General features: G+C 36.1%; 14 protein-coding genes and 1 pseudogene. All 15 read left to right on the top strand.

Going from position 1 to position 15,760, the window contains the following annotated elements:
• The first annotated feature begins 120 nt into the window (after positions 1-120).
• The 15 genes and pseudogenes from arfA (at position 121) to HCJ50_RS06545 (ending at position 15,661) form a co-directional block, all read left to right on the top strand.
• Complete coding sequence (gene arfA / locus HCJ50_RS15990; protein WP_311769580.1) at positions 121-1,620, top strand: arabinosylfuranosidase ArfA; 1,500 nt, start codon at positions 121-123, stop codon at positions 1,618-1,620.
• A 30-nt stretch (positions 1,621-1,650) separates the two neighbouring features.
• Positions 1,651-2,925 carry an ABC transporter substrate-binding protein gene (locus tag HCJ50_RS06475; RefSeq protein WP_185344589.1) on the top strand — a complete coding sequence of 425 codons (1,275 nt, stop codon included), beginning with the start codon at positions 1,651-1,653 and terminating at the stop codon, positions 2,923-2,925.
• Between the two features lie 102 nt (positions 2,926-3,027).
• Positions 3,028-3,924 (top strand): carbohydrate ABC transporter permease, encoded by an 897-nt coding sequence (locus HCJ50_RS06480; protein WP_185344591.1) that lies wholly within the window; start codon positions 3,028-3,030, stop codon positions 3,922-3,924.
• Between the two features lie 11 nt (positions 3,925-3,935).
• On the top strand, positions 3,936-4,799 hold the full coding sequence (locus HCJ50_RS06485) for a carbohydrate ABC transporter permease (protein ID WP_185344593.1): 864 nt from the start codon (positions 3,936-3,938) through the stop codon (positions 4,797-4,799).
• Positions 4,800-4,808: 9 nt separating this feature from the next.
• Positions 4,809-5,381: a DUF624 domain-containing protein gene (locus HCJ50_RS06490; protein WP_185344595.1), complete on the top strand. Its 573-nt coding sequence runs from the start codon at positions 4,809-4,811 to the stop codon at positions 5,379-5,381.
• On the top strand, positions 5,374-6,894 hold the full coding sequence (locus HCJ50_RS06495; protein WP_185344597.1) for an alpha-N-arabinofuranosidase: 1,521 nt from the start codon (positions 5,374-5,376) through the stop codon (positions 6,892-6,894). The genes HCJ50_RS06490 and HCJ50_RS06495 overlap by 8 nt, the downstream gene beginning before the upstream one ends.
• 19 nt (positions 6,895-6,913) lie before the next feature.
• Complete coding sequence (locus HCJ50_RS06500; protein WP_185381499.1) at positions 6,914-7,894, top strand: glycoside hydrolase family 43 protein; 981 nt, start codon at positions 6,914-6,916, stop codon at positions 7,892-7,894.
• Between the two features lie 27 nt (positions 7,895-7,921).
• Positions 7,922-9,520 carry a xylulokinase gene (locus HCJ50_RS06505; protein WP_185344601.1) on the top strand — a complete coding sequence of 533 codons (1,599 nt, stop codon included), beginning with the start codon at positions 7,922-7,924 and terminating at the stop codon, positions 9,518-9,520.
• Between the two features lie 20 nt (positions 9,521-9,540).
• A complete protein-coding gene (locus HCJ50_RS06510) occupies positions 9,541-10,236 on the top strand; it encodes an L-ribulose-5-phosphate 4-epimerase (RefSeq protein WP_185344603.1) in 696 nt (231 codons plus the stop codon).
• Positions 10,237-10,279: 43 nt separating this feature from the next.
• Positions 10,280-11,704: an L-arabinose isomerase gene (gene araA, locus HCJ50_RS06515; protein ID WP_185344605.1), complete on the top strand. Its 1,425-nt coding sequence runs from the start codon at positions 10,280-10,282 to the stop codon at positions 11,702-11,704.
• A gap of 123 nt (positions 11,705-11,827) precedes the next feature.
• A complete protein-coding gene (locus HCJ50_RS06520; RefSeq protein ID WP_185395522.1) occupies positions 11,828-12,859 on the top strand; it encodes an aldose epimerase family protein in 1,032 nt (343 codons plus the stop codon).
• 629 nt (positions 12,860-13,488) lie between these two features.
• Positions 13,489-14,007 (top strand): hypothetical protein, encoded by a 519-nt coding sequence (locus HCJ50_RS06525; RefSeq protein ID WP_185344609.1) that lies wholly within the window; start codon positions 13,489-13,491, stop codon positions 14,005-14,007.
• 26 nt (positions 14,008-14,033) lie between these two features.
• The gene (locus HCJ50_RS06530) at positions 14,034-14,204 is read left to right on the top strand and encodes a hypothetical protein (RefSeq protein WP_185344611.1); all 171 of its coding nucleotides are present in this window, start codon (positions 14,034-14,036) and stop codon (positions 14,202-14,204) included.
• A 134-nt stretch (positions 14,205-14,338) separates the two neighbouring features.
• Positions 14,339-14,739: pseudogene (locus HCJ50_RS16080) on the top strand (transposase); the annotation flags it as partial.
• A gap of 289 nt (positions 14,740-15,028) precedes the next feature.
• A complete protein-coding gene (locus HCJ50_RS06545) occupies positions 15,029-15,661 on the top strand; it encodes a recombinase family protein (RefSeq protein ID WP_185344617.1) in 633 nt (210 codons plus the stop codon).
• The last annotated feature ends 99 nt before the right edge of the window (positions 15,662-15,760 follow it).

The following is a 15,760-nucleotide window of genomic DNA, read 5'->3' on the forward strand; positions in this document are numbered from 1 at the left end:
ATCAAAATATGGTTAATATAAATGTTTACGTTATATTTATTGTTAAAATACTATTTAATATAATTATTATTGACAACGCTTTCAAATTGAATTATTATTTATATAAATATTAAAGGAGGGTTGGATTTGAAAGCAAAATTGTCGGTGAATACGCATTTTACTATTTCTGAAGTGGATGAGAGGATTTATGGTTCTTTTGTGGAGCATATGGGTCGTGCAGTCTATGAAGGGATTTATCAACCGGAGCACTCAAACGCAGATGAACAAGGATTTAGAAAAGATGTCTTAGCGTTGGTAAAAGAGTTAAATGTCCCAATTATTCGTTACCCAGGTGGAAATTTCTTATCAGGCTATAACTGGGAAGATGGTATTGGACCAGTTGAAGAGCGACCAAAGCGCTTGGATTTAGCTTGGCGAACCACTGAGACAAATGAAATTGGCTTACATGAATTTTATGAATGGTCAAAAAAAGCAAATGCACAAATCAATATGGCTGTTAACTTAGGTACTCGAGGTATTGATGCTGCAAGAAATCTAGTGGAATATTGCAATTATGAAGGAGATAGTTATTGGAGTAATTTAAGAAAAACCAATGGATTAGAAACGCCGTTGAACATCAAGACCTGGTGTTTAGGCAATGAAATGGACGGCCCTTGGCAAATTGGACATAAGACAGCAGAAGAATACGGACGGCTAGCCGCAGAGACTGCCAAAGCCATGAAATTAGTGGATGAGACCATTGAATTGGTAGTTTGTGGCAGCTCTCATAGTCATATGCCGACGTTTGGCGACTGGGAATTAACCGTTTTGGAACATGCTTATGACTCGATTGATTATCTTTCATTGCACCAATATTATGGGAATCAAGAAGATGATCTTGAAAACTATTTAGCACGTTCATTAGATATGGATGCTTTTATAACAGGTGTTATAGCTATCTGTGACGCAGTGAAAGCGAAAAAACATAGTAGCAAACAAATCAATCTTTCTTTTGATGAATGGAATATTTGGTATCACAGTAACGAACATGACGAAACAGTTAAGCCATGGCAAATCGCTCCTTCGTTATTGGAAGATCAGTATAATTTTGAAGATTCGTTACTTTTAGGTTGTTTACTTATTACGTTATTAAAGCATAGTGATCGTGTTAAAATCGCTTGTTTGGCACAATTGGTGAATGTGATCGCGCCGGTTATGACGAATCCTGAAGGTCAAGCATGGAAGCAGACTATTTTTTATCCATTTATGCAAGTGTCAAATAATGGTCGTGGAAAGGTGTTACAACCACGGATTGAATCAGAAACCTATCAGACAAAAGATTTTGCAAAAGTGCCTTATCTTGAATCAATTGCAGTTTTAAATGAATCAAAAAATGAAGTAGTAATTTTTGCTGTTAATCGAGGGAAAGAAATTTTAGATTTTGAAATCACTTTCGATAATATAATCGTTAATTCAGTAGAGGAATTTTCTCAATTAAGTGGCTTTGACATTAAGGAAATCAATAGAGAAGGACGAGAAATCGTTCAACCAACGGAATCAGCAGCTTATGAAATCGTCGCTGATGGCGTTCATTGTCAACTACAACCATTTTCTTGGAATATGATTCGTTGCAAATGGTAATAAAAACAAAAAATAAGGGAGGATTTATCAATGAAATTCAAAAAATTTTTACTTGGTTCGATAGTCGTTGTAGCAGCATGTCTTTTGGTAGCTTGTGGTAGTGGGAAAAGTGCTTCTAAGGACGGCTCAGGAGATGAAGTGACCATTACTTTCTGGAATGGATTTACCGCTTCAGATGGAGAAGTTTTACAAAAGATTGTCGATGAATTTAACAAAACCAACGACAAAAATATCAAAGTGGAAATGGATGTGATGACTTGGGCTAATTTAAACGAAAAATTGCCACCAGCCATTTCATCAAATACAGCTCCAGACTTTTTTGCCTTGAATTATGTTGATTATGCCCAATATGTTGAAAATGGAGCGGTTCAACCGTTAGATGATTTTTGGAAATATGATGGCGTCGACAAATCAGATTTTACCAAAACCGCTATAGACCTTGGCATTGTTAACAAAGAGCAATATTTTATCCCGATGCAGGTGCAAGGTATGTATATGTATTGGAACAAAGATTTATTTAAAAAAGCAGGTATAGATGCAACGAAACCCCCGAAAACATGGGATCAGCTAACAGAAATGGCACCTAAATTAGCAGACAAAGGAAGTAATGTTTCTGGGTTTGTTTTTAACAAAGACGGCAATGCTCCACTATATAACTGGATGCTAGCAAACGGAGGAAAATTAGTGAATGATGATTACACAAAATCAGAATTTGCTTCTCCTGAAAATTTAGCCACATTAAAAGCTATTCAAAAAATGATTTACGAAGAAAAAGCAGGTCCGGAATCTATTTCAGGAGCAGAAATGGATAATTTAATGAATGCAGGCCAATTAGCGTTGGAATTGAATGGCCCTTGGTTGAATAATGGTTTGAAAGCCAATGAAATTAATTATGGAGTAACGACCTTACCACAAGCAACTGAAAATGGTGAAAAAACCGCTATTCTAGATGGTGTAGGCTATGCCATTCCAGCAAGCACAAGTAGTGACAAAAAAGAAGCGATTTATGAATTCCTAAAATTTTGGAATACAACAGAAGTAGGGAAAAAATGGAGCATCGAAAATGGTTTTCCAGCTTATTTGAACTCTGTAGCAAATGACGATGAAGTGAAAAATAATGAGATTGTTTCCGAATTATCGAAACAAATGGATTATGCGGAGCCGTTCTTACCTGGATTTACTAAAATCTCTGCTATTAACAATGATATTATCAATCCACTAATTGAAAAATTATTGGCTGGCGATGATCCGGAAAAACTAATGAAAGATGCTGATAAAGCTATCAATCAATTGTTAAGTCAATAAATGCCAGTCATTGGCTAACAAAAAATTACGGCGGGTGATTGTGACAGAAATCCCTTTAGTCACAATCACCATTTCAAAATCTTTTAAAGAGAGGTGTATCGATTGAAAACATTTGCCAGATACTGGAATAAACCGAATCATGCTGCATATTTATTTTTAGCTCCATCTTTTTTGATTTTGTTACTGTTTACGGTGGTTCCGTTATTAGGAACGTTTGCCATTAGTTTTACTGATTTAAATATTTTCTTTACCAATAAGGATTTCGTCGGTTTTGATAATTTCAGTCGAATCTTCAGTGATAGTCGTGCAATTAATTCACTATTCCACACGTTGTATTTTACTTTATTAGAGGTGCCATTGCAGATTATAGTTGGCTTACTAGCAGCAGTGGTTCTTACAAAAAATACAAAGTTTAATCGTTTTTGTCGCTCGACTTTTTATATTCCAGTTATTTGTTCACTGACATCTATTGCGATTATTTTCTCGATGTTACTGGATCCTAATATAGGTGCGATTCCATACTTATTTACGCAAGTAGGGTTGCCAACTCCTCAATTTTTTAGAGATCCTACTCTAGCAATGCCAACTGTTGCAGTGATGACAGTTTGGAAAAATTTTGGGGTCACTATGACGATTTTATTAACGGCTATTCAAGGGATTTCTCCTTCGTTATATGAATCAGCAGAAATGGATGGCGCAACGAACCGTCAACAATTTTTCAATATTACTTTGCCGCAAATTGTTCCATCGCTTGGTTTTTGCATTTTGACTAATTTAATTGGTTCGATGCAAGTCTTTGACCAAGTGTATGTAGCGACAGGAGGGGGCCCACAATTTAAAACAGAAACAGCGGTCCAATATATTTATAGTCGTGGGTTTACCGCGCCATATGAACTTGGCTATGCTTCGTCATTATCTTCCATTCTGTTTGTCATTGTGGCAGTTATTGCTATTTCTACGAATATATATATGTCCAATAAAGAAAAACAAATGAAATAGGAGGGAAAACAATGGTCACTGAACAAACGATTTTAATCGCTGAAAATAAACGAAAAAAATTTAGTCGAAAAAAGATTTTCACAACTATTGGTATGGTACTAGCGTTATTTATCATTGCTTTTCCTTTTCTATGGTTATTACTTTCATCATTTAAATTTGAAAAGGACATTATTTCATTTCCGCCAAAGATTTTTGCGGATAATTATACGTTAGATAATTATATCAAGGTTTGGTCTACTATTCCGTTGCTAGATTACATCAAAAATACCGTCATTTTTGCTGGAGGAACAGTTATCACATCTGTTTTCTTTGATTCTCTGGCAGGTTATGCGTTTGCACGAATGAACTTTAAAGGAAAATCGGTCTTGTTCTACTTTGTTTTATTAACCATGATGATTCCATTTCAAGTATTTATGATTCCGTTATTTCTTGAAGTGAACTTGTTAGGCTTATTGGATACATATTCTGGATTAATTATTCCAAGAATGACTACCGCTTTTGGAATTTTCATGATGCGTTCATTTTTCATTACATTGCCATCATCATTAGAAGAAGCTGCTCGAATTGATGGTTTAAACGAATTTAGGATTTTTTGGAAAATTATGTTGCCATTAAGTAAACCAACAGTCTTATCTTTAGCTATTTTTACATTAATGAATAGTTGGAATGATTTATTGTATCCGTTAATTTTAACGAGCAGCTCAGAAATGCGGACATTGCCAGCTGGATTAGCATTATTCACAGGTCAAAATATTTCCTTTTACGGACCGGTGATGGCAGGAACAGTTATTTCTATGTTGCCGTTATTAATTGTGTATATGTTTGCTCAAAAATACTTTGTACAAGGAACGGCAATGACTGGAATGAAAGAGTAGGTTGGTCAAATGAAATTAGTAGAAACCAAATTTTATACAAAACTAATTGTACTTTCTGATTATCTTTTATTAGGTTTATTGTGGGTCGTGATTTCTTTACCTGTGATTACTGTAGTGCCTGCTTCTGTGGCAGTGTTGTATGTGTTGCGTCAATGGCAAGGAGGGGCAACGGGACATATTTTGAAGTACTTTTTTACAGGGATCCGTAAACATTTTTTTATCAACGTATTGTGGAGTTGCTTGACGGTGGGGATATTTACAATAACGAATTTGTTGCTACAAGAAAACAATTTGTTCTTACTGATTAGTGGTTTTGTCGTATCGATCATGTATTTAATGCTTTTAATTTCGTGGATAAATAACTGTAGTCAAATGGAACAAGCGTCTTTCATCAGGATTTTTGAAGAAAGTGCTTTGGATTTGGTGGTTTCCTTTTTAAGAAATCTTAGTTGTAGTATGTTGATTCTTTTGTTTACATTATTGGTCTTTTTATTTCCGCCGTTTATTTTCTTATTTGTCGGAGGATTGTGGCAATTACTATTTTTAATATTATCAAGGAAAGGGAGGTTGGAACATGAATGAAACAAAGATAAGCGTCAGACAAGCATTTGCAGTAGGAGAAATTAGTCCTCGCCTTTTTGGGTCTTTTGTGGAGCATATGGGTAGTGTAGTTTATACAGGCATTTATGAACCAGGGCATCCTACAGCAGATGAAAATGGTTTTCGCCAAGATGTATTGGAACTCGTCAAATCATTAAACTTAGGTGTGATTCGTTATCCGGGAGGAAATTTTACTTCTGGTTATGATTGGCTGGATACCATTGGCCCAATCGATAAGCGACCGAGAAAAATTGATTTAGCTTGGCGGGGAATTGAACCAAATACATTTGGCATTCATGAATTTTTTCAATGGATACAACCAACAAATGCTGAACCTATTTTCACAGTTAATCTTGGAACCAAAGGCATTGACGATGCTCGAAATTTAGTAGAATATTGCAACTTTGCAAAAGGCACATATTGGAGTGATTTACGTCGGGAAAATGGTCAAGAAACTCCTTTTAATATCAAACTTTGGTGCTTGGGAAACGAACTTGATGGTCCGTGGCAAATTGGTGCTAAAAGTGCATATGAATACGGCCGTTTGGCAAATGAAGCATCAAAAGTCATGAAGCTAGTAGACGATTCTATTGAAACCATTTTAGTAGGAAGTTCAACCCCACGGTTAGCTAGCTATCCAGAATGGGATCGTGTTGCACTAGAACAGGCATACGAGCAGGTGGATTATTTAGCATTACACAACTATATCGATAAGTACGATGCAGATGATTTAACGCGACCACCTAAAAATGAACGGGATGACACACCTACTTATTTAGCTAAAGCGTATCGTTTTGATCGGCAAATTGAAGAAATTATCGCGACTTGCGACTATGTAAAGGGTCTTTTACGGAGCGAGAAAACGATGTACTTAGCATTTGATGAATGGAACGTACATGCGCAACCTGAAAAAGAACATGAAGATTTTCAAATTGGGAGTCCCATTGATTGGTGTTATTTTACTATGGAAGATGCTTTGTTATTTGGTTCGCTAGGCTTAGCAATTTTGCGTCATGCAGATCGAGTGAAAATCGGTTGTCAATCTTTATTAGTAAATACGATTCCGTTAATTTTGACAGATGCAGGTGGCCAAGCGTGGTGCAATCCAACGTATTATATTTTGGAACATCTATCCAATTATGCAACAGGAAAAGTATTAAAACAGGTAGACACTGGACCGACATATGATTCTGAAAAGGCACAAAATGTTCCGTTTGTAGACAGTGTCATTGTAGAAAATGAAGAAGACTTAGTTTTATTTTTTGTTAATCGTAGTCATGAGAAGCAAACCGTGCAGCTAGATCACGATTTTTCTTTAGAAACTTCTGGTCAACAGATTGTTCTGAAAAGTGAACAATTATCCGATAAAAATTTAAGGACCGCGCCAACTACACTTCTTCCACAAACAAAAACAATTAACTGCTTAGAGAACGGAAAAATAGTCGTTACACTGGACAAATATTCATGGAATGTTATTAAAATCAAAAAGTTATAGGAAAAGTAGAGGGAAGTATATGAATAAAAAAGCGACGTACAAAAATCCGATTGTTATAGAGCGAGCTGATCCATGGATTTATAAACATACAGACGGGTTTTATTATTTTACTGGTTCGGTACCAGGATATCAGTCTATTGAACTTCGTAGAGCGAAAAATATCGATGAACTAGGAAACGGAGAGTGCTTGTTGGTCTGGCAGGCACCGACAGAAGGCCCAATGAGTCAACTGATTTGGGCGCCAGAAATTCATTACATCGATGAGCGTTGGTACATTTACTTTGCTGCAAGCGACGATGAACAAATACGGGACCAACACCACCATCATCGAATGTTTGTAATTGAAAACCAACAAGCAGATCCTATGAACACCGATTGGATTGAAAAAGGCCAAATTAAAACGGCTTTTGACAGTTTCAGTTTGGACGGTACAGCATTTCAACATCAAAATAAATTGTATTATGTCTGGGCACAACAAGATCCTAGAATTCCGGGAAATTCCAATCTTTATATTTCTGAAATGGAAAATCCTTGGACGCTAAAAGGCTCACAAGTTTTATTATCTATTCCAGAATTTGAGTGGGAAAAAATTGGTTTTTCTGTCAATGAAGGTGCGGCTGCCATAGTACGAAATGGCAAAGTATTTATCACCTATTCTGGAAGTGCCACAGATGAAAATTATGCAATTGGCCTACTGTGGGCAGATGAAAATGCCGATTTATTAAATGGCTATTCTTGGCATAAGGCTTCAGAACCCGTTTTTGTTTCCTCAGAAAAAAATAGACAATTCGGACCAGGACATAACTCGTTTACAAAAAGTGAAGATGACCAAGCTGATGTTCTTGTATACCATGCTCGACCAGAAAAAAATAAAGCAGGCGATCCGTTAGATAACCCCAATCGACATGCTAATGCACAAATTTTTTCATGGGATGAGGAAGGCTTCCCTGTTTTCGGTGAACCAACAGGCTACACACGAAATATGAAAACAAATGAATAATGAAATTCAGGTACAGGAGGCGTAATAATGGACTCGAAAGCAGTAAAAAAAACAATTAGTCAAGGAAAGACATCATTAGGCATTGAATTTGGTTCCACTCGAATCAAAGCTGTTTTGATTGATGATTATCAACAACCAATCGCTTCAGGCACTTACGAATGGGAAAATCAATTAATTGACGGCATTTGGACCTATAGTCTGGAAGAAATCTGGCATGGATTACAAGAGAGTTATCAACAATTAAAAACAAATGTCCAAACAACCTACGATGTAACCTTAACAACTGTAGGAGCATTAGGGTTTAGTGCTATGATGCATGGCTACTTAGTTTTTGATCAATCCGATCGTTTACTGGTTCCTTTTCGAACATGGCGGAATACTATGACGGCCGCAGAAGAAAAAGAACTAACGGAATTATTTGATTACAATATCCCTCAACGCTGGAGTATTGCTCATTTATACCATGCGATGTCGAACCAAGAAGAACATGTAAAAGACATAGCCTATATGACTACCTTAGCAGGATTTATTCATTGGCAACTCACTGGTGAAAAAGTGTTAGGAATTGGCGATGCTTCAGGGATGTTTCCAATTGATCCTAAAACGAAGCAGTTTGATGCAGAAATGCTGGCACGTTTTGAGCAAAAAGTCATATCTGCTAAGTACCCTTGGCAATTAAAAGAGATTATGCCACATGTCCTTGCCGCTGGAAAATCTGCAGGGATATTAACCGAAGAAGGAGCTAAACGGTTGGATCCTTCAGGTGATTTAAAGGCTGGGATTCCGTTATGTCCACCAGAAGGCGATGCAGGGACGGGGATGGTTGCTACCAACAGTGTCGCTATTCGTACCGGAAATGTTTCTGTGGGGACTTCGATTTTTGCTATGATTGTTTTGGAAAAAGAGTTAAAGAAAGTTCATACAGCATTGGACATGGTAACTACACCAGCTGGAGAATTAGTAGCGATGGTTCATGCGAATAACTGTTCTTCTGATATTAATGCTTGGATACAACTGTTTAATGAATTTGCAACGCTCGGTGGACTAAACATCTCAACAAATCAGTTGTATGAACTGCTCTTCAAACAGGCTTTATTAGGGGATAAAGATTGTGGTGGCTTACTTCCTTATGGTTATTTATCTGGTGAAAACATTACGCAAGTGTCAAACGGGCGTCCGTTGTTTATTCGGACACCAGATAGTCAATTTAATTTGGCAAACTTTATGCGAAGCCACTTGTATTCAGCATTTGGTGCATTGCACATAGGCATGCAAATCTTAACAGATGAAGAACAGGTAGCCATTGATCAAGTGTTCGGGCACGGCGGTATTTTTAAAACTGCCGGGGTGGCACAAAAAATTTTAGCTGCGGCAATGAATACACCTGTCTCGTTAATGGAAACAGCTGGTGAAGGAGGCGCTTGGGGGATTGCTTTATTAGCAGATTATTTAAAATATGCCGAAAAAGAAGTCACTTTAACAGATTATTTAGCGCAACAAGTTTTTGTACAAAGCCAAGCAATTGAGGAAAAACCTAATCCTGATGATGTTCTGGGCTTCCAACAGTTTATGCAACGCTATGAGGCGGGACTATCAATTGAAAAAACTGCAGAAGCATGGAACTAAGAATCAAAGGAGGGACAAAGATGTTAGAAGCTTTAAAAGAAGAAGTTTATCAGGCAAATGTAGAATTACCTAAACAAGGGCTTATCAAATACACTTGGGGGAATGTCAGTGGCATTGATCGAGAAAAAGAGTTATTTGTAATTAAGCCATCTGGTGTGGATTATGATACGTTACAACCAGCAGATATGGTGGTTTGTGACTTAGCAGGTAACGTGGTAGAAGGAAAATTAAATCCGTCTTCTGATACACCTACCCATGTTATTTTGTATCAAAAATATCCAGAAATCGGAGGGGTTGTTCATACGCATTCAACATGGGCAACAATTTGGGCACAAGCTGGCTTAGATGTGCCCGCCATGGGGACTACTCACGCAGATACTTTTTATGGGACAGTACCTTGTGCACGTTTTTTAACACAAGCAGAAATTAATCGAGGATATGAAAAAGAAACAGGAAATGTGATTGTTGAAACCTTCCAACAACGAGGGATTGCTCCAATGGCTGTTCCAGGTGTGTTATTACATGGTCATGGATCTTTTACATGGGGCAAAGATGCTAAAAGTGCTGTAATGAACGCCGTGGTATTGGATGAAGTATGTAAAATGAATTTATTCACGCGACAATTGAATCATTTTTCAGAAGAATTACCTCAACGAATTTTAGATAAACATTATTTACGTAAACATGGTAAAGATGCCTATTACGGTCAAAAATAATCCAATGATTTTAAAATAGTCAAGAATGGAGAGGAAGAAAAAAATGCTAACAATTAGTCAAAAAGAATTTTGGTTTGTCGTCGGTTCACAACATTTATATGGAGAAGAAGCATTACAAGAAGTTCGTACCCATGCAAAAGAAATGGTACAACTGTTAAATGATAGTGGTCAATTACCTTATCCAATTAAACTACAAGAACTAGCTGTAACGGCAGAGACCATTACGAAAATTATGAAAGAAGTCAATTATCGGGATGAAGTGGCTGGTGTCATTACGTGGATGCACACATTTTCCCCAGCTAAAATGTGGATTCGTGGTACAAAATTGTTGCAAAAACCATTGCTTCATTTAGCGACCCAGTACAATGAAAGTATTCCTTGGAAAACTATAGATATGGACTTTATGAACTTAAATCAAGCAGCGCATGGCGATCGTGAATACGGTTTTATTAATGCTCGTTTAAACAAACAAAATAAAGTGGTTGTAGGCTACTGGCAACGTACGGAAATACAAAAACAAATTGCTGAATGGATGGATGTAGCCGTAGCATATAATGAAAGCTTTGCTATTAAAGTGGCTCGTTTTGGGGATAACATGCGAAATGTAGCCGTGACAGAAGGAGATAAAGTAGAAGCACAAATTCAATTTGGTTGGGTAGTTGATTACTTTGGCATTGGGGATTTAGTTCAAGTCATTGATGCAGTAACAAAAGAAGAAGTGGATACATTGTTTGCAGAATATCAAACGTTATACGATTTTGATTATGGGGAGTATGACGAAGAAAAATGGACGGCACATGTAAAAGTACAAGCACGTCAAGAAATTGGTTTGCGTCGCTTTCTTGAAGCAGGAAATTACAATGCCTTCAGTACCAACTTTGAAGATTTATATGGTATGCAACAATTACCAGGTTTAGCTGTCCAACGTTTAATGGCAGAAGGTTATGGCTTTGCTGGCGAAGGAGATTGGAAAACAGCTGCGATTGATCGCTTAATGAAAATTATGGCTAGAAATGAAAACACTGGATTTATGGAAGACTATACTTATGAATTAGCAGTAGGTCAAGAAGCGATTTTACAATCTCATATGATGGAAGTTGACCCAACGTTAGCTAATAATAAGCCGAAAATTGTTGTCTCTCCTCTTTCAATGGGGAATCGAGAAGACCCTGCTCGTTTAGTCTTTGATGGAAAGTCAGGTGCAGGTGTTGTCGTTTCTATGGCGGATTTTGGCACCCATTATAAATTATTGATTAACGAAGTAGTTGCATTTGAGCCAACAGAAGCTGCACCAAACTTACCTGTTGCACGGGTAATGTGGCAACCAAAACCAAACTTCCATGAAGGCGTTCAGTCATGGATTGAAACCGGTGGCGGACATCATACCGTTATTTCTTTAAACTTAACCTCTGATCAAATTGAAACATGGGCAAAATTAGTTGATTTAGAGTACGTAACAATTAAATAAAAAAAGGTCGATGTTGAGACAGGAGAGATTACTCCAAAAATCAAGTTTTTAAATCTGTTCGATCGTTCATTTTAAATTTGAAGGTTTGGTGTATAATTTTTGTGGGAAAAAGGGGCGATTACAATGGATATTCTTAAAAAGAGCTTTGGTAAAACTGCTGATTTATTTATTTTAAAAAACAATCAAGGCTCGGAACTAGCTGTGTCAAACCAAGGAGCCCGTATCGTTTCTTTAAAAGTGATGGTAGATGGAAAACTAAGAGAAACGGTTTTAGGATTTGATTCAATTGAAGAGTATTTAGAAAAAGATCCTTATATTGGTGCGTCAATTGGACGTTTTTCAGGCCGAATAAGACAAGGAACATTTACTATTGAGCAGCAACAATATCAAGTTTCTGTAGATTCTGAAACGGGACATAACTTACACGGCGGTATCGGCTTTGACAAATATATGTGGGAAGCTACCGAAAAAATAGCAAAAGATTTTGTGGCTGTTACCTTCACTTTCACAAGTCCAGATGGAGATCAAGGCTTTCCGGGGAATCTAACAGCAAAAGTCACCTACACATTAACCAATACGAATGAATGGAAAATCTTTTATACTGCGACAACTGACAAAGCGACCATATACAATCCTACCAATCATGTATATTTTAATTTGACAGGAGATAGTACAAAAGGAATCGATGAACATATTTTAAAAATGAACGCACAACGCTACATTGAAGTAGATAAACAAGTTATTCCAACAGGAAATGTTAACAGTGTTCAAGGAACGATTTTTGATTTTACTCAAGGGAAAAAAATGAGCGAACTATTTACGAACGTGGCATCAGAAGCAAGTAAAATTGATGGACTGGATCACCCATTTTTATTAAATAAACAATCGCCACAAGTCACACTCACTTCTCCAGATAAAAAAGTAATCGTCGAAATGACAACAGACGATCCTGCTGTAGTGGTTTTTACAGCGAATGTTGGGGATGAAGGTCCTATCATGCACGGGAAAAAATTAGCGAACCATGGAGGAATTACTTTGGAAACCCAAGTGGCACCAGGAGCAACCGATTATCCAGAGTGGGGCAACGTGATTTTAAAACCAAATGAACGCTTTGAAAAAGAAACAGTTTATAAACTAATTATTCAAGAGTCATAGGTGGGCAGGTATCAATGAAGTAGACAGAAAACAAGTTAGTTTACAATGATTCAAAAAGGTTTCGTTCCTTCTGATTTGGCGTAAGCATTTTTGTTGGCAGAATGCGGCCTCCTTGGTTTGTAAAACATTCATTAGAAGTTTTTGGATAGGGTATGTCGAAGCGTCTATAAATGTGTTAATAGCAAAAGAAAAGAGAGCTATGCATGAACATAATTCTCAATAAATAATACCATATAAAAGACAATGACTAATAATTACATGAAGAAGTAACCATCGATCGCCTTGCTAAAGTGAATCAGATGGTTATTTTTTTGTCAAAAAGTATAACTACGAGTGAGACAAAAACCACTGCAAACGTCAGTGCTTCATAAACAGAATTGATAGAAATATAGTGAATAATTGACTTAACTATCGGATTGGAGTATAAATAATATGAAATTTTTTGACCAATTATTAGATAATACAGAAGTTAAAAATACTAAAGGAGGTTTATTCTAATGTTTAAAACAAATAAGTTTACAATCACATACTAAAAAAACAGAAAATTATGTGAAAACACTATCAAATTTATTTTTAACATGATATCATTAAGATGCACAATAAATTACATAAAAAGGAGAGAATGAAAAATGAGAACAGAGACAAGACAAAAGCAAGTAAAGAACTGTGTATGTGCTTTATTAGTTGTAGGAATATTAATTAGTGGGATATCAATTCCTAATGTAGCTCAAGCAAGTACTGTGGAAAAAAATGAGGAGCTAATAATATATGGATTTGATCAAAATCCAGGGCAAATAGAGCTTGTAGATCCAATAATTCCAATGGTACGTTCTAATCAAACGCAATCGGGAGGATCTACTTATAAATATGTTTCCAAACAGGTAGTAAAACTGTCGGGGATTAATACTTTATATCAAGCATTATTAGCTGGTGGATTAACTGCGGTTCCGATGGGGCCTCCTGTTGCTAGGGCAATGATAACAACTGGATTAAGCAGTAATTTTAAAGGTTATAAGTATATGAGACAAACCATCTATAAAAAATCAGATAAAAAGTATTACTACTATAAAGTTATTGATGAATTTACAAATAATAAGAGCACCTGGAAAGGTCCAGTAACAACAAGTTATCAAAAAGTAAGAAAATAAACCACTTAAAGTGAGGGGATATGATATTGAATTATAAAAAATGGATTGGTTATTTGCTTTTCTTTATCATTTTGTTTAGTTTAGGGACGCTTATTTTTAACAATTTCAATATTATTGTTTTAGTAGTTGCAACTGTTTCTTTTGCAATTGCAATTATTCCCTTTGTTAGAAATAAAAGGAATGATTCTGCAAAATAGTAAGTTGAATAGTATTTAGCAAATAGGTTAGATTAACTGTTGAATATAAGATACTGTAAATTTAAAAAAGCTCTGGTATATGAGCTGACCTCCAAAAGTTAGATCTGAAAATCTGACTTTTGGAGGTTTTTTGTATGGTAAAATACAGTTTGGAATTTAAGCTTAACATTGTCCATGACTATTTATCTGGTCAAGGAGGTACAACATTTCTTGCAAAAAAGTATGGGGTTAAAACTAATTCTCAAGTAAGAAAATGGATAAATGCCTATAAAGAATTTGGTGAAGAAGGACTACTTCGTAGTCGGAAAAGTAAGAATTACTCTGTTCAATTTAAGTTAAATGCGATAAGTTGTACTTAACGACAGAGTTATCCTATCAAAAAGTAGCCAATTTTCTTAAAATGAACAATCCATCTTTGATTGTGAATTGGCTTAGAATGTATCGTACGCTTGGTATAGAGGGACTTTCTAAACAGAAAGGACGTCCACCTACAATGACTAAGAAGAAACTAGTAGAAATAAAAGAAGAAGCAACTAAATGAAGTAGCAAAATTGAACGGGGTTTAAAAACGTGCTAGTTTGGTTTGGTAGAAATCGCAAATTATCTATAACAATGAGACTTAGAAAGAGGAGACGGATTTTCGCCTCTTCTTTTTATATATCTATAATGAATCACATTGTACATGGATATGAATCAATAGGGACTTTTTTAATTATCCAATTGGTGACACCCATAGTAAACACAACTTAGTTATTGCAAACACACCATTTTCTATGTAAAATTAGGGTGTATATTAAATGGTTTTGAAAAAAGGAGGGATTATTATGATAATAGCTTATGCCCGTGTAAGTTCTACTGATCAAAATCTAGATCGACAAATGGAAGAATTTAAGAGACATGGAGCTGGAAAAATATTTGTAGAGAAGAAATCTGGTACGAATGTCATTAATCGGGAGGAATTTAATCGAGCATTAAATTTTGCACATAAAGATGATTTTTTCATGGTAGAAGCCATTGACCAGTTGGGGAGAAATTATACAGAAATCGTACAGACGGTAAATTTTCTTAAAGAGAAAAATGTTGGCTTATTGGTCACTAGTGTACCTTTGTTAAGTGAGCCATTAGCAGACCCCTTATTGGATAAATTTGTAAAGGATTTAATTCTTCAGTTGTTAGCTATGATTGCTGAAAGAGAAAGAACTGAGAGTAAAAGAAGACAGGCGCAAGGGATAGCGATTGCAAAAGAAAAAGGAGTGTACAAAGGGAGACCGAAGCTTTATACTGCAAATGCAAAAGACCCACAAAAACAAGCAGTTTACCATCAAATTGTTCGAATGTTAAATGATGGGCTATCTATAAAAGCGATTGCAGAAAAAAATAGCGTGACACGGATGACAGTATATCGAATAAAAAAAGAGTTGGACTCGAATCTTTCAAGTGAGTTGATTGATTCATAAGTTCTAAAGAATAGAAAAAATTAGAAGAAAGCCTATTGCAGATTATGTGTAAGTGAAGATTATTTAGCGGTGGGCTGTAAAAGTGAAAAATTTATAAGG

The sequence above is a fragment of the Listeria immobilis genome (assembly GCF_014322765.1).
Lineage (GTDB): Bacteria > Bacillota > Bacilli > Lactobacillales > Listeriaceae > Listeria > Listeria immobilis.